Origin of the sequence: Nonomuraea jabiensis (assembly GCF_014204795.1) — a bacterium.
GTDB classification, from domain to species: Bacteria; Actinomycetota; Actinomycetes; order Streptosporangiales; family Streptosporangiaceae; genus Nonomuraea; species Nonomuraea jabiensis.
In genome coordinates, this window is the sequence record NZ_JACHMB010000001.1 from 8,939,723 (window position 1) to 8,964,000 (window position 24,278).

The window sequence follows — 24,278 nt, forward strand, 5'->3', positions numbered from 1 at the left end:
CCCAGACCGGCGATCTTACCGCCTCGACGCGCCGCCCGACCGGCCGAGCGCCGTCCTGCGGGGCTCCGCCGCACGTTCTACCCGGGAGATGAACAGCACGGGCTCGCCCGCACGAATCCCCGTCCAGCCACCGGCTACCGGCAGCAGCTCGTCCACCTGCTGCGCCCCCGGGCAGGGGACGATCCGGTCGATCGTGACGAGGTCGCCGGTCACCGGGCCGGCCGCGCGGACGGCGGCCTCCAGGGCGGCGGGCGCGATGCCGTGGGAGGGCGGGAACGGTGTCGTCCACAGGTCGGCGGCCGTCACGGTGGGTGGCGGGCCGGCCGCCGTCCCGAGGACGAGCCCCGACCAGGCCAGCCGGCCGCCGTCCCGCGCCGCGCCGGGGTGAGGGACGGGCGCCGGAGCCGGGAGCGAGGGCGGCTCGGGCCGGTAGAGCAGGCGCATGGAACCGGCGACCGCGCCGTCGGCGGCGGTGATTGACACGTGTACGGTCCAGCCCTCCTCCGCCGTCTCGCCCACCGCCGACGTGGTGAACCGGCTCCCCTCCTCGGTCAGGACCAGCGCCGACGGCCGCACCCGCACCTCACGCACCGAGGCGAGGTGCTGGAGCGGCCAGCCGGGCGGGACCACCCAGTCGGCGACCGAGCACGCCTGCTCCACCAGCACCGAGACCGGCAGCGCCGGCCGGCCGTCCACCGTGAAGTCGGCCAGGCAGGGATGGGCGCCGGGCCGGTGCACGATCGAGCCGCGCAGGGAGCGGAACGGCCGGAACTCCTCGACGGTGCCGAGGAAGTGGGCCAGGCCGTGCAGCCGGGGCAGGTCGGGGTGGCCGGTGAACAGCCAGAAGCCGCGCAACTGCGTGGGGACGAGCGCGCCGCCCACCTGGCCGATGAACATGACCTCGCCGGCGCCGCCGGAGCGCAGCTCGTCGATCCAGCGGCGTACGCCCTCGGCGGGGTCGATGGTGGACACGTAGCGGACCGCCGCGTCGTAGTTGGCGATCACGCCCAGGCGCTCCCACGTCGGCCAGCAGAGCGTCTGCGCCGGCAGCCCGTACGTGTTGCGCGCCCAGAACCCCAGCCTGGACAGCGCCTCGTTGCCGGCCGCGTAGTCGATCTGGCCGATCATGCCGCCCATGCGCCCCGCCAGCGACCCCACGTTGCAGAAGACCTTGAGCGCCGCCCGCCGCTCCGGCGTGGCGAGCACCGCCCCGGTCAGGGCCGCGAACCCCGACACCTTCACCTCGACCGTGCGTACGACCTCCTCGGGGGTCTTCCGGTCGAGCCGGGTCGGCAGGTCGATGCCGGCGTTGTGCACCACCACGGCCGGCGCCGGGAGGCGGGCGAACAGGGCGTCCACCTGCTCCTGCCGGACGCAGTCGCACGGCTCGTAGGCGATGCGCAGGCCGTCCCGCCGGGCGGCGGCCAGGTTGGCGGCGACCTGGCGCAGCTCCGACTCGCGCTTGAGCGCCGCCCGCGCCTCCCGCAGAGCACCGGCGGTACGGGCGGCGGCGATCCTGGCCCGGCAGTGCGCGGCGTAGCGGTCGTCCGGCAGCGTGAGCCAGCCGGCGGCGGGCAGCTCGTCGCGGCCGGTCACCACGACGCGGCAGCCGAACCGCTCGGCCAGGCCGCGCGCCAGCGCGAAGCCGACACCGCGCGCCCCGCCCGAGATCAGCACCAGGTCGTCCGGGCCCAGGTCCAGTGTGGGCACGGGCTCCGGGCTCGGCAGGGCGGTGAGGGCGTGGCGCACGCCACCCCGGTAGCCGATCTCGAACAGGTCCCAGGCCGCCAGCTCCGCCTCCAGCAGCCCGGCGAGCGCGTCCGCGTCGCCGGCGTCGGCGGTGTCGACGTCCAGCACCTTCACGGCCAGGTTGGGCAGCTCGCGGGGCAGGCACTTGGCGAACCCCGCCCAGATCCCGCCCAGCGGCGAGTCGATCGGCCCGTCGTCGTAGCCCATCAGCCCGCCCATCGCGGTGACCGCGACGTAGCAGCATCGGTCGGCGCGCGACTCCTCCCGCCAGGCGCCGTACCGGTGCCGCACCATGCGGGTGGTCCTGGCCAGCGCGTCCCGCCATTCGCCGCCGCCGAGCCGGTACGGGACGCCGGTGACGTTCAGGTCGACGATCCCGTCCCAGCCGCCGTCCGCCGGCTCGTGGCCGGGGACGCACACCTCGGCGCCGAGGCGGTCCGCCACGCGCCGGGCCAGTTCCGCGTCCGAGCCGATGACGAGCAGCCGCCGCGCCACCGGGGACGGCGGCGGCAGCGGGTGCGGCACCGGCTCCCACACCATGCGGCGCACGGGCCGCACGAAGGAGCCGGTCTCGAACGACACCAGGTGCGGCCGCACCGGCGCGGGCGCCGCGACCGTCATGCCCGCTCCTGGACGACCGCCGGCAGGCCCGAGCTCGGGAACAACGTGATGTAGTGGCCGCTGCGCACCTGGCGCGTGCCCGGCAGCCGCAGCCGGTAGCGCTGCGACAGCATCGCCACCGCCGTCACCAGCGTCGCCATCGCCAGCCCCTTGCCGATGCACATGCGCCGCCCGCCCCCGAACGGCAGGAAGGCGTGCTTGTGCCGGCCGTCCTGGGCGCCGTTCAGGAAGCGCTGCGGGTCGTAGGCCTCCGGGTCCGGCCAGTGCTCGGGGGAGCGGTGCGTGCCGTACACGCTGAGCAGCACCGTCGTGCCCGCCGGGACGTGCCGCCCCGCCAGGGTGTCCGGCTCGACGGCGTCGCGGGGGAACTGCCAGACCGGCGGGTGCAGGCGCAGCGCCTCGTTCACCGCCGCCGTGGTCTGCGGCAGCTCGCCCAGCCGCTCGGGGTCGGGCGGGCCGCCGGCCAGCACCTCGTCCACCTCGCGCTCGACGGCGCGGCGCGCCTGCGGGTGGCGGGCCAGCTCGTACATGGTCCAGGCGAGCGCCTGGCCGGTGGTGTCGGAGCCGGCCAGCAGCAGCGTGCGCAGGTTGTCCGACACCTCCGTGTCCGTCAGGCCGGCCGCCAGCAGCAGCCCGGCGGCGTCCGAGCCGGGCTCGCCGGCGGCCCGCCGCTCCTCGATCACCTGGCGGATGAGGCCGTCGAGCCACCGGGTCGACCACTTGCGGGCCCGGTGGTAGCGCGTCGGCACGAACGACGGGACCAGCGCCGGGACGCCCTTGATCGTACTGGTGTAGATCACCTTGTTGGCGATCGCGGCGGCCCGGGAGTAGTCGGTGCCCGACAGGTCCCGGCCGACCAGCGCCAGGCCCATCACCCGGGCGGACACGTCCATCAGCTCCGGCGCGACGTCCACGACCGCGCCCGAAGCCGCGTGCTCTGACCAGCGCCGCAGCACCGCCCGCGTGGCCGCGACCGCCTCGCGGGCGTTGCCGTTGACCCGCTGCGGGGTGAACGCCGGCTGCACCGCCCGGCGCGGGCCGCGCCAGCCATCGGTGTCGAGCGTCAGCAGGCCCGACCCCATCATGCCGAAGAAGCCCTGGTAGAGGGTGCCGCGCCGGTAGTTGTCCGGGTTGACCCGCAGCACCCGCTCGATCGCGTCCGGCTCGGTGACCTGGACGAACGTGATGGGCAGCCGCACCGTCACCAGCGAGTCGCGCTCCTGCATGCGCAGCGTGTAGGCCAGGGGGTCCTTGAAGTAGGGGATGGCGTCGCCGATCACCGGCAGCCCTCGCGGGCCGTGGGCGACCGGGCAGGTCCCTTCGCGGTTCATGGGCGCTCCTCGCGATCGAATCGCTCTCTGTCGACGTACTCGCCGGTCTCCTGGTCCACGTAGCCGACGACGGCGCCGATGATGTCCTTCACCTGCAGCAGCACCTCGCCGCTCGACGCGACCGCGATGGCCCGGTTGTCCGGCTCGGGGTCCTCCAGGTCGAGGTCGACGGGCGTGACGTACAGCTCCACCGGCTCGGTCAGCGCGGCGAGCGTCAGATCGGTGTGGCCGCCGTACAGGTCGATGCGGCGGATCGAGCGGGGGATCGCGACGGGCGTCCAGCGGCCCGCCACCCGCTCCAGGACGGCCACGCGCACGAGGCCGTCCAGCGTGACGGACGGGACCAGCAGGTCGGGGAACCAGCGGCGCAGCGCCGGCGCGTCGAGCGCGAGCCGGCCGCGCCGGCCCAGCGGATGCGTCCGGGTGCCGGTGGTGGAGGCGAACACTTCCCGCAGCAGCACCTCGGAGCCCGGCACGTGGTAGGGGTCGCGCAGCGGCCGGCTGCCGTGCTCGTCCCAGTGCGTCCAGGCGGGGCCGGGCACCGGGGCGTCGCGCAGCCGTACGGTGACCGAGAAGTGCACCCGGTCGCGGGCGACGGTGACGCCGTTCGGGGCGACCACGTCGCCCAGCACCTGCACCGCCACCACCGACTCGCGCTCGTCGGCGCGCAGCAGCCTGGCGGTAAGCCGCTTCACCTCCGGCCGGTCCGCGCGGTAGATCCGCAGGAACGACTCCAGCCGCAGGTCCTCGAAGACGACCGGCACCCGGCCCGGCACCAGGGCGACGGCGGCCTGCGCCGCCAGTTCGGGGACGAACGTGCCCGGCAGCGTGGGATAGCCGCGGACCTGGTGGAGGTCGAGGTATCCGTCCCTGTCCATGGAGAACGTCCGCTCGGCCACCAGCTCGGCGCCGTCGCGGCGGAGCACCCGGTCGATGTACGGCAGGGGCCGCGTCTGCGCCTGGGCCTCGGCCGAGAACTCCAGGAACTCGGGCACCGCGGCCCTGATCGCCGCCCGCTCCTTGTCGCCGAAGAACACGGTGACCGGGGCGTCCGGGGCGGCGGCCAGCTCGGCCATGAAGTGCTCTACGCCCTCCTCGGTCGGCGTCGGCGTGAACTCGCCGCTGCCCTCCAGGAAGTCGCGCATCAGCGGGGTGGCGCCGAGGCCGATGTCGCGCCAGAGGGTCCAGCCGATCGTGAACTCCCCGCTGGCGTTCATGGCGCTGGTGGTGAGGAAGTCGTTGGCGGCGCCGTAGTCGGTCTCGCCGCGCTGGCCCGTCAGGCCGATGAACGAGCCGAAGTTGCACCACAGGCGCGGCTCGCGGCCCCTGGTCGCCTCCTTGAGGTTCAGGTACGCGCGCACCTTCAGGTCGCGCACCGTGCGGAAGTCGGCGACGGACTTGGCGGCGACGCCGGACGCGCGGTTCGTGCCCGCGATGTTGAGCAGCAGGTCGATCGGGCCGTCCACGGCCGCGAGGGCCCGCTCGACCGCGGCGCCGTCCCGCAGGTCACAGCGCAGGTAGCGGACGCGTCCCGGGCCGCACAGCCGTTCCAGGCCGGCGAGCGTGCGCCGGACCTGCCGCGCCTCGCCGAGCCGGTCGAACCGGGCGTTCGCCTCCGGCACCGAGGCTCCCTGCCGTACCTGGGCTCGGATGAACGCGCTGCGGTCGAGCTCCTCGCCGGCCTCGTCCGGGAGCTCGGAGCTGCCCAGCACCACCAGCCGCGGCCGGTGGCGGGCGGCCAGCGCCTCCAGGATCGGCGCGCCGATGCCGCGCGCCCCTCCGGCGGCCACGACCAGCGTGTCCGGGCCCAGCGGCGGGACCTCGGACGGCGGGGCCGGGGTGGGCACCGCCCTCGGGGTGAGCCGCAGGCCGCCCGCGTGGTAGGTCACCGGGATGAGCCGCCGCGCGCCCAGCTCGGCGCTCACCGTGGCGAGCACCTCGTCGAGCGGCACGTCCTGGTGCACGGTGGCCAGCACGTCGGCGCCGGGGAACTCCAGCGCCAGGCTCTTGACCAGGCCGGTGAACAGGCCGGTGAAGGGCAGCGGCACGCCCGCCTCCGTCACGCCGCCCACGACGCTCACCACGAACGAGCCGCCGTCCAGGTGCGGGGCGCACTCCTTGGCCTTCATGAAGGTGCGTTCGTGCAGGTCGAGCAGGTCCTCGACTGGCTGAGACCAGCGGGCCGCGCGCAGGCGGGGGTCGGTGGCGTCCACGATCACCCTGACGTGCGCGGACGCGCCGTCGCCGCGGCCCGCCGCGAACTGCGCCGCGTAGCCTGACGCGTTCGTGAGCACGACGGCGTCGGGCGGGACGGCCGGCGGGGCCGCGCGGACGGGCCGGCGCGGGTCGGGGGCCAGCTCGAACACGTGCCGGTCGAGCAGCCGCCCGCTCGCACGCTCGGTGGTGGTGTCCTGGCCGGCGGTGGCGTCCCCGCGGGTGGGGCCGGTCGGGTGGTCGGTGGTGTCCTGGTCGGTGGGTCTGGTCAGCCGGATGAGCCGTGCCCGGGCGCCGGGGTCGGGCCGGAGTTCGATCGTTCGGTCGCCGCCGCCCTCCAGGAAGGCGATCAGCTCGCGGGCGCCCTGCGCGCCCAGCAGGTTGGCCCGAGCGCCGCTCATGCCGTCGCCTCCAGCCTCTCCTCGGCCGCCGCCTCGACGGACACCTCGGCCAGCACCGGCAGCCCCTCGGCCAGCGCCAGCGACTTGCGGGTGACCGCGAACAGGAACGTGCCCTCGCCGATCGGGCCGCCGCCGAGCAGCTCGCCCCACGAGGCGAGGCTGTTGCCGTTGCTCCCCGCCACCAGGGCGACGTCCACGTCGCCGAAGTCCAGGTAGCGCCCGGCCAGGTCGAAGGCGTCGGCCAGCGAGGCGGCGCCGCCGTCCACGGCGATGTTGAGCCCGCGCAGGTCGAAGTAGCCGCACAGGCGGGCGGCGATCACGTTGGGCATCTCGCCCGGGAAGGAGTCCTCGTCCGGCTGGGCGATCAGCCTCGTCACGCGCTCGCGCAGCTCGCCCGCCCTCTCACGCGCCAGGTGGTCGAGCTCGTCCAGGTAGGCGCGCACGGCGTACAGGACGGCGTTGCGCGTGGGCCCGGTGTGGCCCACGACCACGCCGGTCGTGCGGCTGTGCCGCGCGCAGAACTCGCGGATGCGCGGCTCCAGCCGCTGCATGCACTCGATGATCATGAGCTGGGTGCGGTCGGTCGCCCGGATCGTGGAGGCGGGCAGCCGCAGGCGGGCGAACGGCGGGTGCGGATAGCCGTCGCCGAACGAGTCCGGCAGGAGGTGCCGCCCGCGCGCCCACGCGCCGACCTGCTCGTTGTCCTCGGCGCCCGGCACGTGGGCCGACCAGCCGACGATCACCATGGACTCGCCGTTCCTGGCCCCGTACCCCGCCTTCGCGGGCCGGCCGGGCCGGAACTCCTGCACCAGCAGGTGCGCGTTGGTGCCGCCGAAGCCGAACCCCGACACGGCGGCAGTGCGCGGCCCGTCCGCTCGGGGCGGCCAGGGCACCGGCCGCGTGGGGACGCTCAGGTTGCACGACTCCAGGCCGAAGGCGTCCGGCGCCGCCGAGAAGCGGTGCTGGGCCGGGATCACCCCGTGCCGCAGCCCGAGCAGCGCGTGGATGACCGACACCACGCCCGCCGCCCAGCCGGTGTGGCCGATGAGCGACTTGTTCGAGGTCACCCGCACCGGGCGGGTGCCGGCGTAGGCGGCGCGCAGGCTCAGGAACTCGGCCTCGTCGCCCGCCGGGGTCCCGGTGGCGTGCGCGATGACCCAGTCGACCTCGTCGGCGGCGACGCCCGACTTCCCGAAGGCCCGCGCGATGGCCAGCTCCTGGCCGGCGCTGGACGGCGCGTAGATCGCCTTGCCCTTGCCGTCCGCCGACAGCCCGACGCCCGCGACGAGCCCGTGCACGGTGTCGCCGTCGGCCAGCGCCCGCGACAGCCGCTTCAGGACCACCACGCCCGCGCCGTCGGAGAACAGCACGCCGTCGGCGCCCCGGTCCAGCGCGCGGACCTCGCCGCCGCGCGACAGGCCGTGCAGCTTGGAGAACAGCACCGAGCCGCCGGGGGCCAGCGCGAACGCGCCGCCGCACACGGCGATCTCGGCCCGGTCCGCCAGGAGGGCGCGCAACCCCAGGTCGATGGCGTAGAGGGAGGACGAGCAGGCCGTGTCCACCATGAGCAGCCGCGTGTCCGCCGGGAGCAGGCCGTCGATGGCGCCCGCGCCGACCCGGTGCGGGAACGGCCGCGAGCGGGCGGCGTCACCGTGGGGCAGCACGCCAGGCCCGCCGAGCTCCCGGTCCACCAGGGCCTCCTGCAGGTGCTGGCTGCCGTCCGGCGTGTAGCCGAAGCAGGCGGTGAAACGGTCGGAGTCCCGCCTGGCCACGCCTTCGAGTGCCTGGTGAACGCTGTGCCGCAGCCACAGCGTGGTGTGGTCGAGCCCGGCGTCCGGGCGTTCGGCGGCCAGCGCGGGGTGCGGGGTGAAGCCGGTGATGAAGCCGGAGCGGCGCTGGTAGGTCTTGTCGGGGGCGCGGGGGTCGTCGTCGTGGAAGCTCGCCACCGGCCAGCGGTCCGGCGGGACGTCCACGAACAGGTCGGCGCCCTCGTTGAGCAGCCGCCAGAACGCGTCGGGGTCGCCGGCTCCCGGGACGGCCAGGCCCATGCCGACCACCGCGATCGGATCCACGCCCTGGATCCGTTCCACATCCTGGATCCGCTCCACGGGCGGCGGCGCAGGCTCCGGCACGGGGGCGGGGGAGGGGGCGGGGTCCGGGGACAGGGCCGCGCGGTGCAGCGACATGCCGCCGTCCGCGACCACCGTCTGGCCCGTGACCCAGGCCGCGCCCGGTGAGGCGAGGAGCAGCACCAGGTTCGCCAGATCGGCCGGGGTCGCCAGCCGGCCCATCGGGGTCGCGGCCACCGCGTTCGCGCTCATCGACGCGAACCCGGGGAACATCCGGCCGACCGGGTTGTCCAGCAGCCCGGCGGAGGCGGTGTTCACGCGGATCCCGTCCGGGGCGAACTCGGCGGCCAGGTAGCGGGTCAGCGCCTCCAGCGCCGCCTTCGACAGTCCCACCGGCAGGTAGTTCGCCGGCGCGTACGCCGCGCCGACCGAGGAGACGTTGACGACGCAGCCCGCGTCCGAGGCCGCCAGCAGCGGGCGGGCGGCGCGGGCGCACCACAGCGCGCCTTTGACATTGGTCTCGTACGCCTGGTCCAGGTGCTCTTCGGTCAGCTCGGCCCAGCCGGCGAAGGTGCCCGCGGCGGCATTGTTGACCAGCAGGTCCAGCCGCCCGTACACGGAGGTGACCTCGTCGAACATCCGGCGCACCTGGTCCTGCTTGGCCACCGACGCCCTGATCACCCGGATGCCGCCGCCCAGTTCCGCTGCCAGCGCCTTGGCCGCGTCGTAGGAGTGGAAGCAGTTCAGCACCACCGTGGCACCTGCCTGGGCGAGCGAGCGCACGATGTGCGCGCCCACGCTGCCCGCGCCGCCGGTGACGAGGGCCACCCTGCCCTCGAACCCGCCCTTCGCCGAGGTCATGCCGCGTCCGCCCTGGCCAGCGAGTCGACCACGAAGTCCACGACCTGGCCGAACGTGCGGTAGTCGGAGACCCGCAGGTCCTCGGGGCGGGGGCCGAGCTCGAACAGCAGGCCGAGCCGGCTCATGAGCTCCACCCGCTTGACCGAGTCGACGCCTAGGTCGGCCTCCAGCTCGGCGTGGTCCTCGAAGACCTCCTCCGGGTACTCCAGGGTGGTGGCGTAGAGGTCGCGCACGCGCGCCGCGATCGCCTCCCTCGGCTGCGCGGCGCCCGACCTCCCATCGGCGATGGCAGCTGGGCCGGGGCTGTCGGCGGAAGCGGCGTGCGCCCTCTCAGCGGTGCGCGGAGCTTCGGCGGTGCTTGGGGTGTGCGCGCCTTCGGTGGTGAATGCGGTGGCGACGGTGTGCGGGCCCTCGGCGGTGGCGCGGGGGCCTTCGGCGGTGGGTGCGGTAGGGGCGGTGCGCGGGCCGGTGGCGGCGGGGGCCAGGAACCGTCCGGTCTCCCGCAACGTGTCCACGTCCGCCAGCAGCGGCGTGTGCACGGACGCGGCCCGGTGCGCCGCCCGTACCCGAGACGTCAGCGCCCGCCCGGCGCCCACCTCGACCCAGACCCCCACGCCCGACCGGTGCAGCCGCTCGACGGCCGCGCCGAACCGCACGGGCGTGATGAGATGGGCGGCGAGCAGCTGGCCGAGGTCGTCCGAGTCGCGGTAGTAGCGGCCCAGGATGGGGGAGAAGACGGGCACGCTCAGCCCCCGCCGCCCGTACCCGGTGAGCCTGCGGCCGAGGTCCTGCGCGGCGGCGGTGAGCAGCGGGCTGTGGAACGGATGCGGCGCGCGCAGCACCGTGGCGGACAGGCCCACGGCGTCGGCGATCGCGGACGTGCGCCGCAGCGCGTCGGCAGGCCCCGACACCACCGTCTGCTCCGGCCCGTTGTCCACCGCGATCACGGCCCCGGAGGTCGGCAGCAGGTCCAGGATCTGCTGGGCCCGCTCCGTGGCGCAGCCCAGCGCCAGCAGCCCGCCACCACTGCTGTCGTGCTCGCGCAGCGCGATGATGCGATGGCAGAGGATCTCCGCGCCCTCGGCGACGTCCAGCGCGCCGCCGGCGACCAGCGCGGCGATCTCGCCGAGGCTGTGCCCGACCAGCACGCTGAACCGGGCGCCCTCGTCGGCGAGCGCCCGGAAGGCCGCGGTGGAGGTGGCGAAGACGGCCAGCTGCAGCACGTCCGGCGCCTCGTCGAGCAGGCGCTCCGCGGATTCACCGGAAAATGCGCGCCCCAGGCCTTTCCCGAGCATTCCCTGGGCCACTTCGTCAATGGTTTCGACCGCTTTGGCCACACCATCGCCATGCGTTTTCAACCGCTCCAGAATGTTCGGCGCATATGCGCCCTGGCCTGGGAAAAGGCCTACTACGATTTCGATGGTGCTCAGCATTGTCTACCCTTCCCGAGCACGACGACCGCGCGAATCGGCCGCCCCTTGAGATCCCCGTGATAAAGGTGCGTGCGGGGGATTGACGCATTCGACGATAACCACGGCCGGGAGTCGCCGAACACCCCTAAGGCGCGACCTCTGGGGTGATCCGGTGGGGGCGGAGGGGGGAGTGCGGTGACGTCCTCGAGTCATCCCTGACGGGCAACCCGCACCCACTACCGGCGCTGCGAGAAGCCCGACGCAACTGCCGTCCCGCCTGCGCTCGCTCGGCCTGGACCGCGTGAGAAGCCCCGACGCACCCGCCGTCCCGTCCTGAGCCGGAACGGCCGGCCGGTGATTGGCCGCGCCCATGGCCCCCGCGAAGCTCCGCGCCTGAGCCGGGCGCGTCACCTCGCGTCAGTGACGTCCCTTGCCCTTGCCGGGGTGCCCGGCGCGGTGCCCGGGCGGGACGTGGCCGCCGTCGGTGGTCGCCTTCTTGGCCTGGCCCGGCGGCACCGGCACTTCGGCCGCGGACGTGCCGGCGTGCTCGGCTTTCGGGGTGCGGCGCGGTATCGAGACCTGCCGGGATTGCGACGCTCTGGGGCGAGATGTCGTCGCCACCGTTGTCGTGGGTTCGGGAGTGGGCGTGGCAGGCGTGGCCCGAAGCTGGTCGCCGGGTTGCTGCGCGGTTGCGGGTGGACCGGGCGGGGCGTCCGGCCAGAAGCCGGCGGCCAGCGCGCCGACCGTGAGCGCGGCCGCCACGGCCACGTGCCATGCCGGCGCTCGCCGCTCCTGGCCGGGCGTACGGGCGCGCCGAGACCGGTACCGGCCCACGCCAGACAGGGCGCGACCGCTCGCCGCAGCCAAGCCGGGGGACGGCGGCAGATCCGGCGCACCGGTTGCCGGTGCGGCTGCGAGGTCCCCGGTTGCCGGTGCGGTTGCGAGGTCCCCGGTGGCCGGTGCGGCGACGGGCAGGAGGTCCCCGGTCTGTGGCAGGCCGTCAGGAGGCGGGGCGGAGATCTGCTCAAGATGCCGGCGGGCCGCGCCGACGCTCATGCGGCGCTCCGGGTCCTTGTGCAGCAGGCCCGCGAGGAGGGGAGCCAGCGGTCCGGCGCGCTCGAACGGGGCCGGCTCCGCGGTCAGCACGGCGCTGATCGTGGCCAGCGCGTCACCTTGTTCGAAGGGCGCGCGCCCCTCCACCGCCGCGTACAGCGTCACGCCCAGCGACCACAGGTCGGCCTGCGGTGTCGGCGGGCCGCCGCGCGCGCGTTCGGGGGCGATGTAGGCCGGCGTGCCGACCACCACGCCGGCCCCCGTGAGATCCACCGGCTGCTCCAGGCTGGTCGCCAGGCCGAAGTCGGTGAGCACGGCGTGGGTCTGGCCGGCGTCCAGCAGGATGTTGGCGGGTTTGACGTCGCGGTGCACGATACCGGCGGCGTGCGCGGCCTGCAGGGCGTCCAGCACCTGCAGGCCGATCCGGGCGACCATGGCGGGCGGCAGCGGCCCGTTCCCGGCGAGCACGTCGGCCAGGGTGGGGGCCGGAACGAGCTGGAGCACGATCCACGGCCGCTCGTCGGCTTCCACCACGTCGTAGACGGTGGCGATGTGCGGGTGGGACAGCCGGGCGGCCAGGCGGGCCTCGCTCATGGTACGCCCGAGCAGCGCCTCGCGTTCGGACGGCGGCCGCTCGTCGAGCGTGACCTCCTTGACGGCGACCGGGCGGTCCAGCAACTCGTCGTGGCCGCGCCAGACCCGGCCCATGCCGCCACGTCCCAGCTCGGCCTGGAGCCGGTAGCGTCCGGCCAGCAGCCAGCCTTCGTATCGCGAAACGGACATAGCGCCCGGACTACCCGATCACTGGACGCTCATGCAGCCGTCCCCCGACGAGCTCCAGCCGAAGACCCGCGGACCCCGGATACCATCCTGCCCGGCCCCTGCCGCAGCCATTGCACATGGGTTATCTTGCCTAGGATTGACATCACTGGAGTGCTATATACGTCTGGAGGCGTGATGGAGCTGAACTCGCTCAGGCAGTTCGTGGTGGTGGCGCGGCTGGAACACCTCAGCGGTGCGGCAGAGGAGCTTCGCGTCGCCCAGCCGTCGCTGAGCCGTACCATCGCCCGCCTGGAGAGCGAGCTGGGCACGCCGCTGTTCGACCGGAGCGGCCGGCTCCGGCTGAACGACACGGGCAGGCTCTTTCGCGATCACGTCGAACGCGCACTGGGCGAACTCGACGCGGGGCGGCGGGCCGTCGCCGAGGCCGCCAGCGAGGGGGTGGGCAGCGTGCGGCTGGCGTCGGAGACCTTCCTCACGCTCACCGGGCCGCTGGCGGCCTACAAGCGCGCCCACCCCACCGTCGAGGTCGAGCTCCGCTGGGCGCCGGCCGAGGACATGGCCCGACACCTCCGCTCCCAGGACGTCGATCTGTGTGTCGCCTCGCAGCCGATCCCCGCAGAGGGACTGGAGTCGGCGGAACTGCTCGACGAGGCGGTGGGGCTGGCCGTGCCGCTCGACCATCCGCTGGCGGGCCGTGCCTCCGTGAGCATCGAGGAGCTCGCCGATCAGCCCTTCGTCAGCGCCGGTAGAGGGCACTGGCAGCGGCGGCTCCTGGACCGGCTCTTCGCCGCGCGAGACCTGACCCCGAAGATCGTCTGCGAGGTCGATGAGCTCAGCGCCATCGCGGCCCTGATCAGCGCGGGGCTCGGCGTCGGTCTCGTCCCCGCTTTCGCCCGCAGCAGCTCCACGCGGGTCCCCGCCGCCTGGGTCCCCGTCGACAGCCCTGACTGCCGGCGGGTGGTCACCCTGTACTGGGGCGCCGGCAGCCACCTGTCCACCGCCGCCCGCCTGATGCGCACCACGATCGCCAATTGGAACTGGATCACCGGCGAACCGCAGGAGCAGCGCTGAGGACGCGCTTCATCATGGTCACGTCTGGTTGACGGCACTGCGCGTCAGGGAGGAGATCCGGCAAGGGTGTGTCGGGGTCGGCGAGTTGTCGCGGGTCGGCGGGGTGCGCGGTGGCGATGAGGGCGCGCAGGTGCTCGGCGGCGCCCCGGTTGTCGATGGTCAGGGCGGCCACGGGGATGCCGCGGTCGAGCCAGAAGGCGGTGAATCCGGGACCGGCGTGCTCGCCGCGGGTGATGATGCGGTCCCAGATGGTGGGGAGTCCGAGGTATTCGAGGGTGGAGCCGTACTGGGTGGAGAAGAAGTAGGGGACGTGGTCGATGGTCGTGGGCCTGCCGAGCAGGGTGGTCGCGGCTGCGAGGCCGTGGAGGACGGCGTTGTCCCAGTGTTCGATCCGTACGGGGTTCAGGTAGCGGGCGTGCTGGTGGCGGGCGACGTCGCCGGCGGCCACCGCGGCCGGATGCGAGGTACGCAGGTGCTCGTCGGTGAGGATGCCGCCGTCGACGCGTAGCCCGGCCGCCTGGGCGAGTTCGGTGTTGGGGATGGCGCCGACGCCGACGATGACGAGGTCGGCGGGGATCGTCCGTCCGGTGATGGTCTGGATGGCCTCGACCGAGCGTGTCCCGAGGATGGCCTCGACGCCGTCGCCGAGGAGCAGGTTCACGCCGTGGTCGTGGTGGCGGCGGGCGACGAGGCCGCCGATCCGGTCGCCCAGCACGTGGTAGAGCGGTGTGGGCAGGGGGTCGATGACGGTGGTGCGGTTGCCGAAGGTACGGCTGGCGGCCGCGAGTTCGGAGCCGAGCCAGCCGGCGCCGATCACGACGACGTCACCGGCCGCGCGCAGGGCCGTGGCCAGGTGTTCGCTGTCGTCGCGGTTGCGCAGGTAGCGGACGCCGTCGAGATCGGCGCCCGGCACCTGGAGGCGGCGCGGGCGGGCGCCGGTGGCGATGAGCACCTGGGTGAAGGGGAGCTCGGTGCCGTCGGCCAGTCGTACCCGCCGGACGTCCAGGTCGAGGGCGGTGGCGGGGGCGCCGAGCGCCAGCGTGATGTCCTGGTCGGCGTAGAACTGCGGCTTCAGGACGTCGAGGTCACCGGGCGCGGTCGTGCCCAGGAGGTAGCCCTTGGACAGGGCGGGGCGCTGGTACGGCAGGTGGGGTTCGTCGCCGACGAGGGTGATCGGCCCGTCGTAGCCGTGGTCGAGTCGCAGGGCCTGCGCGGCCGTCGCGCCGGCCAGGCTCGCTCCGATGACGACGATGCCGGGATCGGCGCTCATGGCAATCCTCCTGAGCTCGGCGAACGCGCTGGACCAGAGTGGTGGTGTCCCGGTCCCGCTCGGTCGAACCGCGGAACCGGGACTGGACGGGGGACTTGCGGGCTGCCCTGCCGGGCCGGGTCACTGCTGGAGAACGGCCTGGATCTCGAGGCTGATCGACACCTTGTCGCCGACCACGACGCCGCCGGCCTCCATCGGGGTGCTGATGTCGATGCCGAAGTCGCTCCGGCTGATCTCCGCGGTCGCGGAGAAGCCGGCCCGCTGTCCACCCCACTGGTCCGCGCCGAACCCGCTCACCTCGAGGGCCAGCGGCACCTGCCGGGTGACGCCGTGCAGCGTCAGCTCACCGTCGATGGCCCAGCCGTCGCCGGTCCGGCGGATACCGGTCGAGCGGTAGCTCATCGTCGGGTACTTGCCGATCTCGAGGTAATCGGCGCTGCGCAGGTGGTTGTCGCGCATTTCGTGGCCGGTGTCGATGGACGCGAGGTCGATCGTCGCGGTCACCGACGAGTCCAGCAGGTTCTCGCTCGTGACGAGCGTGACGTCGTAGCTGGTGAACCGGCCACGCGTCTTGCTGATCATGAGATGGCGGACAGAGAAGGCGATCTCGGAGTGCACCGGGTCGGCTTTCCAGGTGCCGGCCAGATAGCCCGGGATCTCGACGGTCGCGGGGACGGTGTTCATGGCTTCCTCCATGGACGTGGGGGAGTGGGGAGTGGGGGTGGCCGCGATCACGGCTCGAGGTCGACGACTCCCTTGCCGCTGGCGATGTCGAGCGGCACCGAGACCTGGTCGTGCGCGATCAACCACGTGCCGTCGATCTTCTGGAGGCAGTACGTGACCCTGACCCACATGCCGCTCGTCGCCGTCCCGTTCTTCAGCGTCCCGCTGAGACGGGCGAAGGCGTGCCCGAACGCCACGTCATCGCCCACGGTGAGCGTCAGGTCGCGAACCTCATAGCTCACCCGCTCGAAGAACGTGAACACGGGCGCCCAGTTCTTGAGCTTCGCCTCGATCCCCACATGCTGGAGCGGCGGCTCGACGTCGAAGGACACGATGTCCGTCGCGTACAGCCGCTTCAGACCCTCGAGATCCTTGCCTTGGAGCCCTTCGACGATCCTGCCGACCAGCTCGCGGATCTCGGCTTCGTCAACCTCGCGTTGCGTGGGCATCGCTACCCCAACCCTTCCTTTTGCGGTGGAACCTTCCGACACCCCCAACGCTATGGCTAAGAAGTTATTCTGTCTAAGATCAATATTGCTATGAGGTTATGCCATGGGCAGCATGATGTGCCCGAAGTGATCCATGTCGACATAGGCTCGCCACTGACCGCCGGCCCCGATTCGCGAAGGATCGAACCCCTTGACGACGCTGCCGCCCTCGTCGGCCCCCCAGAGCTTGGTCCAGGCCTGGTGATCCGCAAGCGCGCCACCCGACCCACTCAGCAGTTCGACGTGACTCGTCTGCCCGAGGACCTCGTGGCACTCATCGACGCTCTCGAGCCCGGTGAGAGCCTGACGGTCACGCGGGACGGCCGGTCGATCGCGACAATCTCCAGCACCGTCGACGTCCTGCAGGGCACGATCGTCGATCCCGGCACGCCAGAGGAGGCCGACGACCAACCGCCGATCGACTACGACGACGTGACAGTCGTCGCCACCGCGATGGAGTTGTCGGCGAAGGCGCGGAGGTCGCTGTCCACCCAACTCGGCGCGGACTACGTCGTGCTCGACATGAACGCGGCTCCCGCGACGGCCGACGTGCTGCTGGTGCCGGCGGTCAGCCCGCAGCTGATCGCGATGCTCCGATCGAGGTTCCCGAAAGCTCGGGTCATCGTCACCGAAATCGAGGACCACGAGCTCGGAGTCAGCTATCACGGTCCGGTCCGACGCCTGCTCGATGCCGGCGCTGACGCGTACCTGCCCCCGTCGACCGTCCCTCACCTGGCCAGACAGCTCGACTACACGCTCACTCACGGACACCAGCTCGCCGCCGGGGCCGCCACGCCACTGGAGATCGCACCGGTCTCGGAACCACCTGACCCCGAAGACGAATGACCCCGCTGCTCCTCCTTCGAACGCCGGACGCGGGCGCCATCCCGCTACTGTTGCTCCGCATGACGCACACCGAGATCGAGATCACCGCGGAACTGGTCCGGGATCTGCTGCGTGACCAGCACCCCGACCTGGCCGACCGCCCTGTGAGGCTCGGCGCGCGGGGCTGGGACAACCAGCTGTGGCGGCTCGGCGACGACCTCGCCGTCCGGTTGCCCTGGGTGGGGGAGACCGCGGACGAGTTGCTGCTCAAGGAGCACGCCTGGCTGCCCGCTCTCGCCCCGCGCCTTCCGCTGCCGGTTCCCGTACCGCAGCGCCTCGGCGAGCCCTCCGCTCGGTTTCCGCGACCCTGGATCGTCACCACCTGGGTGCCGGGCACGCCTGCCGACCACGCCCCCATCACGCGCGGCGCGGAGGCCGCCGACGCCCTGGCCGCCTTCCTGACGGCACTTCACCAACCTGCCCCCGAACAGGCTCCCGCCGGCCGGGACCGCGGGGGGTCGCTGGCCGACCACTCCGAGGGGTTCATCAAGGGCCTCGCCTCGGCCACGGAGATGGGGCTGATCCCCGACCCGGACGCCGTCCGCGCGGTCTGGGACGACGCCGTCGCCGCGCCCGACTGGACAGGCCCGGCGCTCTGGCTCCACGGCGACCTGCATCCGGCCAACGTCCTCACCGCGGACGGCACCATCTGCGGCGTGATCGCCTTCGGCGACCTCTTCGCGGGCGATCCGGCCGGAGACCTCGCCGCCGCCTGGAACCTGCTGCCGGACGGCGCCGCCGACCGCTTCCATGAGGCCTACCAGCCGGCGCCGGACGCCGCGACCCTGCGCCGCGCCCGCGGATGGGCGGTACGCCGCGCCCTCGGCGGCATTCACGTCGGAGAAGCCGGCGTCCGCGGCCGCCCGGGCGGCAAGGCCACCTGGGGCCCACCTGCCCAAGCCGCCCTGCGCCGCCTCATCGCAACGGCCCACCACTGAGCGATCGCCTCTCCACCCGCCCGAATTCCTTCAGCGCCGCAGGTCACGCCCCGCGAAACGAGCCAGAGGTACGGCAGGGGCACCATCGCCGGCCGGACCACCACGGCGGCCATCGCGGCCTGCCGGCCAAGGCGGGCGATTGCGCGGGTACGGAGTTTCAGGGGCGTTTTCGGCTTGACCTTCACGTAAGGGTCAACCCCTACCGTCGCCGATATGGACACACCTTCGAAAAGCACCATGCACTCCGCCACCTCCCGCACCGGACTGGAGGTCCGGCTTGCCGCACGCCCGGAGGGCCTGCCCGGTCCCGGCGACTTCGAGATAGCCGAGGTCGCCGTCCCTGATCCCGCAGCGGGTCAGGTACTGGTCCGCAATCTGTTCATGTCGCTCGAACCCGGCATGCTCATGTTGATCGCAGGGACCTCTGGTCTGCCGATGCCCCGCTATGAGATCGGCGAGGTGATGTACGGGGCCGCCATCGGTGAAGTGGTGGCCTCCGCCGACCCGTCACTCGGCGCAGGCGACCTGGTGATGCATCGGTTCGGCTGGCGCGAGTACGCCGTGGCGCAGGCCGGGCTGTTCCGCCGCGTCGACCGCCACGCCTACGCGACGCCATCTACCCACCTTGGCTCCGGGCTGGTCGCGTATGTCGGGCTCATGGATGCCGCGCAGCTACGGCCCGGCGACACCGTCTTCGTCTCCAGCGCGGCTGGAGCGACCGGAAACATGGCCGGTCAGATCGCCCGGCTCAAGGGGGCGTCCCGGGTGATCGGCAGCGCCGGATCGCCCGAGAAGGTCGCCTATCTGACCGGCAAACTCGGGTTCGACGCGGCCTTCGACCATCACGACGGCCCGATCGTGGACAGGCTGCGCGAGGCCGCCCCCGAAGGCATCGACGTCTACTTCGACAACGTGGGCGGCGAACAGCTGCATGCCGCGATCGAGGTCATGAACCCGCATGGCCGCATCGCGCTGTGCGGAGCCCTCGACCGGCAGGGCAAGGGCCGTCCTGACGACGGGCCGGGCAACTTGCTCACCGTGATCGGCAAGCGCCTCACCATGCGCGGCTTCACCGCGAGCGATCATCTTGACCGTGCCCCGGAGTTCGACGCGCAGTTCCGTACCTGGCTGAGCGAAGGTGCGATCGTCCACGACGAGACGGTGATCGAGGGGCTCGCGAACGCGCCGCAGGCCCTCCTCGGTCTCATCAAGGGCGCATACACCGGGAAGACGGTGGTCCGGCTCGGGACTTGACCGTACGGTTGGCCTGTGATGCTCATCGGTGAACTGGCCGCGGAGGCCGGGACCACGACCCGCGCCCTGCGCTACTACGAGGAGCAGGGCCTGCTGGAGCCCGGCCGTACGACGGCGGGTTATCGCGTGTACGAGCCCAGCGCGGCCCTCCGCGTCCGCAACATTCGTGAACTGCTGGCCTGCGGGTTCACCGTCGACGATGTGAAGTCGTTCCTGGACCATCTCGACCGTGAGCTGCCCCAGGTGTTCTGCCGCACGCCGTCGTGCGCCGCCGGTAACGCCGTCGCCGCGCAGCGGGTGGCCGAACTGGAGGAGCGCATCGCCACCCTCACCCGGCTGCGCGACAGCCTTGTCGACCGCATGCCCTGGCTGGCGGCGCCTGGCGAGCGGGTCGCCCGCTTGTGACGTGTCGCGTACTTTCAAGCGTGGGTCAGCCGTTGGCGACCCAGTCCATGTTTTCGATCCAGTGGTCGAGCAGTGCCCGATCCCCGTGCACCTCCAGCGTAGGAGCCGCATCCAGCGGGCGGCGCCTGCTGATCACGAGCAGGAGCTCGACGGCCGGGCCGCGTACCACGACGTCTGCCTTGGTGTGCGTACGCTCCAGCACGACCATGTCCGGCTCCCGGCGTGCCACCCACTCCCCAGACGCGTCGGTCGCGTGGAAATGCAGAGTCTGACCGTCTCCGCGCATCGCATCGGAGAAGCCCGGCTGGTTCTCCCAATAGCCGCGGGAAGCCATCGTGTCCAGCCAGTCCTCGAGGGCCGCGACGGCAAGCTCCGGCGCCAACTCGTACCGCATGCCGAGGGCCGCGGCCGCGTCCGCGCGATGCACGCAAGCCTCGCCGAACAGCCGGCGTGACCAGAACGGCACGCCGGCAGCGCCACCCGACGGATCCCACACCGGCGTGTCGTCGGCGACCGATGCGAACGCCTGTCTCGCCTCGGCCGCGCCGTCGCTCAGCCAGGCGCGCCACTGGCCCGAATCGGCCGGACCCGGAACGTAGCCGGCGAACGCCCTGCTCGGCTCGGTCATTTGGGCACCCACGAGCATCGCCACCATGCGCTGTGTCGCGCCGACATGGTCGACAAGATCGGCCAGCGTCCACTTCGGGCAGGTCGGCACCGGGGCCGCCGCATCCTTGCCGTGCACCCAATCGGCAAGGATGCCCGTCTGCTCGACAACGGCCTTCAAGTACGCGGATGTGTCCATCGCTGCATCTCCAAGTGAGGGGTGAGTCGGGCTGTGCCGGGGCGAGGAACAGGACAATGGCGGATGGCCTCGCGCCCTTCCCTCCAGACCGGCCACGCGGCGCCCCGGGTCAAGTGTCGACTGCAACTGAAGGCTGGTCGAGGGCGGAAGCCGGACATTTACCGGCCACTTTCACGGCGAATGAACCGTTCGACGGTCTCCCAGGTGGGAGCCGGCGCGTTCGCCAGGAGCCCTTGCCGTCCGCCCTCGGCCCACCTGGCGACGTACCCCGCGGCTCGTGCCGGGTCGGTGACGTAGGAGTGCTCGTGGCCGACCTCAGGGATGGAGTAGAACACGGCAGTGCCGCCTCGCGCGGCGATCGCTTCGAACAGCAGCACGCTCTGGTGCTCCGGGACGAGCCGGTCGGCCTGGCCGTGCAGGATCAGCAGCGGTGGCATCCCGGCGCTCGCGTACGTGACGGGGTTGGCCAGAGCCACGGCCTCGGGGCACTCCTGGATGGGCCCGCCCATCAGGAGCGACTCGGGCGAGAACGGGTCGTCGTGGCCGTCCGACAGTCCCAGCATGGCGTTGAACTCCTCGCGGGCGCCGGGCGGCATGTGCGCGTCCATCTGCAGGAAATCCGTCGGCCCGTAGAAGTCGACGGCCGCCTGCACCCGGCTGGACGGCCCCGTGACGCCGACCTCGCCCTCCAGCTCGGGGACATCGCCGGTGAGCGCCGCCATCGTGGCGACCCACCCGCCGGAAGAGTTGCCCATGACGACGAATCGGCCGGCGTCGAGGCGGTAGCCTGCGGCATTGGCACGCAGCCACCGTACGGCCGCCTTGATGTCGTGGAGCTGGGCCGGGAAGCCGGCTTGCGCGCTGGAGCGCACACTCACCCCGGCCACGGCGTACCCGGCCGTGGTGAAGAAGGCGGCGGCTTGTGCCGCGCCGTTCTTGCCCTCGTCGGAGCGCCACGCCGATCCCGAGGTCCAGATCACCAGCGGGTACGGTCCTCGTCCCGCCGGGACGTAGAGGTCCAGCAGATGCCCGCGGCCGTCCGCCGGCTGGGGCGGGGCGTAGGCCAGATCGCCGAACCGCTCGGTTTCCGTGCCGGGGGGCGGGGAGGGATTCGGCTCGGCCAGGAACACCGCTTCCTGCGGCTGGTATGTCACGGAACCTCCTCGTATGCGCTCAGGCACGAGTCTCCCGTGTCCCGCCGGCCAAAGCCGAGCGGGCCACGCGTGAGTTCCGTAGAAATCTACAATGTAAAGGGCGATGGTCAGGCGGCCGGGCCGCGGACGATGTAGAGGTTCATGTGGGTGAAGTCGACGGTGATGTTGTACGGCTTCCAGAAGCAGTGGGAGAACCAGCCCATCGAGTCGAACCCGGTCCCATAGGGCCAGGGCACGTTGACCTCCTGGTTCGGGTTCGTGTAGCAGTAGACCTCCTTGGCGACGGCGTTGCCGAGGCGGACTTCCTTCGGGTAGCAGGGGTAGACGACGGCCGGGTGGCTTTGGGCGAAAGTCCCGATCTGGCGGTCGTAGTCGGTGCGGATCCCCAGCTGCTCGGCAGTTTTGCCGCGCACGCCCGCGGCGATCTCGCCGACTCCGCCGAAGTTCACGCCCACCACCCCTGTGCCGGAGCCGGTGGCGCCGGCGAAGCTGCCCGTGGTGTGCAGGTACTGCTCGCGGGCCAGCCACAGCGGCAGGGGTCCGGCGCCCGCCCGGGTGGCGGCGGCGCGTGCCTTCCTGGCCGTTTCGGGGGTGCGGCGGCGCAGGATCAGCTGCCGGCCCGCGTAGTCGAAGGTGGTCAGCAAGTGGTAGAAGACCCACGTGCCGATCAGGCCGTCGCTGTCGGTGCCGACGTCCTCGCCCGACTCCGTTGCCGACCAGCTCACGGGGATGTTGCGTAGTTCGATGCCGCCCAGCTGGAAGGAGTCCAGTATTCCCCAGTATGCCCAGACGGAGATGCCCTCGAAATCGGTTTTCTGGCTGGCGACGGGGCTCAGTCCGGCTTCCTTGGCCACCGAGGCGCGCATGCTCAGATAGGGGGCGCCGGTGTAGAAGCTGAAGCGCTTCGTCGGCCCGCCGTTGACCGAGGCCTCCACCAGCGGCATCGGGTCCATCTGCTGGAGCGGCAGCCGCGCGGTCTCGCCGTGGACCTGGTATGCCTCGCCGCTGACCGCCGCGAACCATGTGGCGTAGCTTTCTTCGCCGCCCGCTTTCCAGTGTGGTGCGGACTGGGCGAATTTGTCCTGCCGGATGTAGCAGTCGCCCAGGAGCTGGTGGGCTTGCTTGTCGTCGGGTGCCAGGTTGAGGGCCAGCTTGAGGTATTTCTCGGCGTCGGGGAACCGGTTGGACAGCAGTGCTACATAGCCGCGCTGGCGGGCCGCGTGCAGGTTCGTGGGGTCTGTCTTGAGGATCTTCTCGTAGGCGCGGCCGGCCTGGTCGAACTTGCCGGCCTTGAACAGCGTGTCGGCGTCGCCGGTGTCGGCCAGTGCTGTGGGTGCCTTGCCGAGCAGCGGCGCGGTCGCGGCGGCACCGGCCAGCACGGCGGCGCCTTGAAACAGCGAACGCCGGTCCCATTTCCCGTCATGTGTCATGCCTTCTCCTGTTCGTCGTGACGTTCTGTCCCGGCGGGCGGCCGGTGGGGACGCCGCCGTACGGCCCCGGCCAGTACGGCGGCGTCCTGATGCGGGCGGCCGGATTGCCTGGCGGCGCCGCTCCGTAACTCGTCCGCCGGTCAACCCCGTCTACTGTCGGGCGGCCGCGTCCGCGCCTCGTTCGCGCGGTGTCATGGTTGCGTCACAGTCGCGCCGAGAGACGAAACCTGTCAGACGGAAAACGTTTACGGATCATCAATCCAAGATCACTCGTTTGGACGCCGACCAACTTTACGTTTGCGACGTTTGTGCATCCCCTCCGCATGTGGAAGGACATCCATGCGCATTTCCGCTCGGGCGATGATCGTCGCGTTAGCGACCGCTCTGGCAATCAGCGGCGCGAACATGGCCGGCACCCCGGCCTTCGCGAACGACGACCCCACGCTGGCGGCCCTCACCAAGGTCGTCCCCGAGATCGTCGAGGAGGCCAGAACCGTCCCGCCGACCGAGATCCCGGACGGCGACGTCCAGCGTCCCTTCGCCGCCGCGACCGACGCCGACCACACGCTGGCGGCGTCGGTCAGCGAGAACGAGATCGGCATCGGCATGCCGGAGGCCAGCGGCGCCGGCAGCCAGCCGCTGCCCGGCCTGGTCACCTACGCCGCCAAGCAGCCCAGCGTCACCTTCGCCCACCAGCGGACCGGTCAGATCGCCCGTGCGCTGACCGTCATCCACGGCGCTTCCGCGCCGACCGAGTACCGCTTCCCGATCAGCGCGCCCGAGGGCTCCATGCTGGAGGTGGAGGAGGACGACGGCACGGTCCTGATCTACAACAACGACTTCTACCTCGCCGAGATCGACCTGCCCTGGGCCAAGGACGCCAACGGCAACCCGGTGCCGACGTCGTACCGGGTGGAGGGCATGACGCTCGTCCAGACCGTCGACCACGCGGGCGCCGCCTACCCCGTGGTCGCCGACCCCGCGCTCAAGCTGCAGTGCGAGTGGTGGAAGGCCATGTGCCGGGTGATCTTCTCGAAGAAGCTCACGAACCAGATCTACGGCTCCTGGCTGTACGCCGGGGCGGCCGGCGCGGTCAAGGTGGCCGACGCCGCCTGCGACAAGGCCAAGAACAGCAAGATCAAGCTGGCCTGCAAGGTGATGTTCGCGGCGGGTATCGCCCAGTACATCTACAAGATCCGGGAAGCCGCCAACAAGAAGCAGTGCTTCGCGCTGCGGATGCAGTGGCCGGGCCCGATCGTCTGGGGTGAGGTTCGCAAGAAGAGCTGCCAGAGCAAGTAACCCCCCTGTGACAACCTGACGCCCCCGTCAAGCCGGCGGGGGCGTCGCTCTACCTCGGAGCT

The 24,278-nt window shown here is 72.3% G+C and carries 18 protein-coding genes; 6 read left to right on the forward strand and 12 right to left on the reverse strand.

The genetic code is table 11. The features are described from left to right. Nucleotides 1-15: 15 nt before the first annotated feature. From HD596_RS40705 to HD596_RS40730, 6 genes are all read right to left on the reverse strand, one after another. Nucleotides 16-2,370, reverse strand: a complete 2,355-nt coding sequence (locus tag HD596_RS40705) for a KR domain-containing protein (protein WP_185074765.1) — start codon at nt 2,368-2,370, stop codon at nt 16-18. Then, nucleotides 2,367-3,701, reverse strand: a complete 1,335-nt coding sequence (locus tag HD596_RS40710) for a cytochrome P450 (RefSeq protein ID WP_185074766.1) — start codon at nt 3,699-3,701, stop codon at nt 2,367-2,369. Before HD596_RS40710 ends, HD596_RS40705 begins: the two co-directional genes overlap by 4 nt. Beyond that, on the reverse strand, nt 3,698-6,316 hold the full coding sequence (locus HD596_RS40715; RefSeq protein WP_185074767.1) for a KR domain-containing protein: 2,619 nt from the start codon (nt 6,314-6,316) through the stop codon (nt 3,698-3,700). Before HD596_RS40715 ends, HD596_RS40710 begins: the two co-directional genes overlap by 4 nt. After that, nucleotides 6,313-9,246, reverse strand: coding sequence for an SDR family oxidoreductase (locus HD596_RS40720; protein WP_185074768.1), 2,934 nt, complete (start codon nt 9,244-9,246; stop codon nt 6,313-6,315). Before HD596_RS40720 ends, HD596_RS40715 begins: the two co-directional genes overlap by 4 nt. Continuing rightward, entirely contained in the window at nt 9,243-10,541 is a 1,299-nt protein-coding gene (locus HD596_RS40725; protein ID WP_185074769.1) for an acyltransferase domain-containing protein, read from the reverse strand. Before HD596_RS40725 ends, HD596_RS40720 begins: the two co-directional genes overlap by 4 nt. Nucleotides 10,542-11,075: 534 nt before the next feature. Continuing rightward, nucleotides 11,076-12,494, reverse strand: coding sequence for a serine/threonine-protein kinase (locus HD596_RS40730; protein ID WP_185074770.1), 1,419 nt, complete (start codon nt 12,492-12,494; stop codon nt 11,076-11,078). Between the two features lie 174 nt (nt 12,495-12,668). Between HD596_RS40730 and HD596_RS40735 the strand changes: the two genes are divergently transcribed. After that, nucleotides 12,669-13,565, forward strand: coding sequence for a LysR substrate-binding domain-containing protein (locus HD596_RS40735; RefSeq protein ID WP_185074771.1), 897 nt, complete (start codon nt 12,669-12,671; stop codon nt 13,563-13,565). Here the strand turns inward: HD596_RS40735 and HD596_RS40740 are convergent. The 3 genes from HD596_RS40740 to HD596_RS40750 all read right to left on the reverse strand — a co-directional run bounded on the left by HD596_RS40740 (nt 13,537) and on the right by HD596_RS40750 (nt 16,007). Beyond that, entirely contained in the window at nt 13,537-14,835 is a 1,299-nt protein-coding gene (locus tag HD596_RS40740; RefSeq protein ID WP_185074772.1) for an NAD(P)/FAD-dependent oxidoreductase, read from the reverse strand. The genes HD596_RS40735 and HD596_RS40740 overlap by 29 nt on opposite strands. A 120-nt stretch (nt 14,836-14,955) precedes the next feature. Then, nucleotides 14,956-15,519: a YceI family protein gene (locus HD596_RS40745; protein WP_185074773.1), complete on the reverse strand. Its 564-nt coding sequence runs from the start codon at nt 15,517-15,519 to the stop codon at nt 14,956-14,958. A 47-nt stretch (nt 15,520-15,566) separates the two neighbouring features. Beyond that, entirely contained in the window at nt 15,567-16,007 is a 441-nt protein-coding gene (locus tag HD596_RS40750) for a YybH family protein (RefSeq protein ID WP_185074774.1), read from the reverse strand. 117 nt (nt 16,008-16,124) lie between these two features. On the opposite strand from HD596_RS40750, the gene HD596_RS40755 reads away from it, so the two are divergent. The 4 genes from HD596_RS40755 to HD596_RS40770 all read left to right on the forward strand — a co-directional run bounded on the left by HD596_RS40755 (nt 16,125) and on the right by HD596_RS40770 (nt 19,528). Then, on the forward strand, nt 16,125-16,892 hold the full coding sequence (locus HD596_RS40755) for a response regulator (protein WP_313046299.1): 768 nt from the start codon (nt 16,125-16,127) through the stop codon (nt 16,890-16,892). Nucleotides 16,893-16,951: 59 nt separating this feature from the next. Next, nucleotides 16,952-17,869, forward strand: a complete 918-nt coding sequence (locus tag HD596_RS40760) for a phosphotransferase (protein ID WP_185074775.1) — start codon at nt 16,952-16,954, stop codon at nt 17,867-17,869. Nucleotides 17,870-18,082: 213 nt separating this feature from the next. Beyond that, nucleotides 18,083-19,123 carry an NADP-dependent oxidoreductase gene (locus tag HD596_RS40765; RefSeq protein WP_185074776.1) on the forward strand — a complete coding sequence of 347 codons (1,041 nt, stop codon included), beginning with the start codon at nt 18,083-18,085 and terminating at the stop codon, nt 19,121-19,123. Between the two features lie 18 nt (nt 19,124-19,141). Next, the gene (locus HD596_RS40770; RefSeq protein WP_185079019.1) at nt 19,142-19,528 is read left to right on the forward strand and encodes a MerR family transcriptional regulator; all 387 of its coding nucleotides are present in this window, start codon (nt 19,142-19,144) and stop codon (nt 19,526-19,528) included. 25 nt (nt 19,529-19,553) lie between these two features. Here HD596_RS40770 and HD596_RS40775 read toward each other — a convergent pair whose 3' ends face one another. The 3 genes from HD596_RS40775 to HD596_RS40785 form a co-directional block, all read right to left on the reverse strand. After that, nucleotides 19,554-20,333 (reverse strand): maleylpyruvate isomerase family mycothiol-dependent enzyme, encoded by a 780-nt coding sequence (locus HD596_RS40775; protein ID WP_185074777.1) that lies wholly within the window; start codon nt 20,331-20,333, stop codon nt 19,554-19,556. Nucleotides 20,334-20,491: 158 nt separating this feature from the next. Beyond that, a complete protein-coding gene (locus HD596_RS40780; RefSeq protein ID WP_185074778.1) occupies nt 20,492-21,487 on the reverse strand; it encodes an alpha/beta hydrolase in 996 nt (331 codons plus the stop codon). 107 nt (nt 21,488-21,594) lie between these two features. Then, a complete protein-coding gene (locus tag HD596_RS40785; RefSeq protein WP_185074779.1) occupies nt 21,595-22,917 on the reverse strand; it encodes a tetratricopeptide repeat protein in 1,323 nt (440 codons plus the stop codon). 339 nt (nt 22,918-23,256) lie between these two features. Here HD596_RS40785 and HD596_RS40790 point away from each other — a divergent pair, with 339 nt between their 5' ends. Next, a complete protein-coding gene (locus tag HD596_RS40790; protein ID WP_185074780.1) occupies nt 23,257-24,216 on the forward strand; it encodes a hypothetical protein in 960 nt (319 codons plus the stop codon). Nucleotides 24,217-24,278 lie beyond the last annotated feature (62 nt).

What these genes read in the sequence shown, in the direction of transcription:
- HD596_RS40785 (WP_185074779.1), bottom strand. Translation starts at nt 22,917, where the DNA reads ATGACACATGACGGGAAATGGGACCGGCGTTCGCTGTTTCAAGGCGCC.
- HD596_RS40760 (WP_185074775.1), top strand. Translation starts at nt 16,952, where the DNA reads ATGACGCACACCGAGATCGAGATCACCGCGGAACTGGTCCGGGATCTG.
- HD596_RS40765 (WP_185074776.1), top strand. Translation starts at nt 18,083, where the DNA reads ATGGACACACCTTCGAAAAGCACCATGCACTCCGCCACCTCCCGCACC.
- HD596_RS40790 (WP_185074780.1), top strand. Translation starts at nt 23,257, where the DNA reads ATGCGCATTTCCGCTCGGGCGATGATCGTCGCGTTAGCGACCGCTCTG.
- HD596_RS40750 (WP_185074774.1), bottom strand. Translation starts at nt 16,007, where the DNA reads ATGCCCACGCAACGCGAGGTTGACGAAGCCGAGATCCGCGAGCTGGTC.
- HD596_RS40740 (WP_185074772.1), bottom strand. Translation starts at nt 14,835, where the DNA reads ATGAGCGCCGATCCCGGCATCGTCGTCATCGGAGCGAGCCTGGCCGGC.
- HD596_RS40710 (WP_185074766.1), bottom strand. Translation starts at nt 3,701, where the DNA reads ATGAACCGCGAAGGGACCTGCCCGGTCGCCCACGGCCCGCGAGGGCTG.
- HD596_RS40720 (WP_185074768.1), bottom strand. Translation starts at nt 9,246, where the DNA reads ATGACCTCGGCGAAGGGCGGGTTCGAGGGCAGGGTGGCCCTCGTCACC.
- HD596_RS40705 (WP_185074765.1), bottom strand. Translation starts at nt 2,370, where the DNA reads ATGACGGTCGCGGCGCCCGCGCCGGTGCGGCCGCACCTGGTGTCGTTC.
- HD596_RS40725 (WP_185074769.1), bottom strand. Translation starts at nt 10,541, where the DNA reads ATGCTCGGGAAAGGCCTGGGGCGCGCATTTTCCGGTGAATCCGCGGAG.
- HD596_RS40745 (WP_185074773.1), bottom strand. Translation starts at nt 15,519, where the DNA reads ATGAACACCGTCCCCGCGACCGTCGAGATCCCGGGCTATCTGGCCGGC.
- HD596_RS40770 (WP_185079019.1), top strand. Translation starts at nt 19,142, where the DNA reads ATGCTCATCGGTGAACTGGCCGCGGAGGCCGGGACCACGACCCGCGCC.
- HD596_RS40715 (WP_185074767.1), bottom strand. Translation starts at nt 6,316, where the DNA reads ATGAGCGGCGCTCGGGCCAACCTGCTGGGCGCGCAGGGCGCCCGCGAG.
- HD596_RS40730 (WP_185074770.1), bottom strand. Translation starts at nt 12,494, where the DNA reads ATGTCCGTTTCGCGATACGAAGGCTGGCTGCTGGCCGGACGCTACCGG.
- HD596_RS40735 (WP_185074771.1), top strand. Translation starts at nt 12,669, where the DNA reads ATGGAGCTGAACTCGCTCAGGCAGTTCGTGGTGGTGGCGCGGCTGGAA.
- HD596_RS40775 (WP_185074777.1), bottom strand. Translation starts at nt 20,333, where the DNA reads ATGGACACATCCGCGTACTTGAAGGCCGTTGTCGAGCAGACGGGCATC.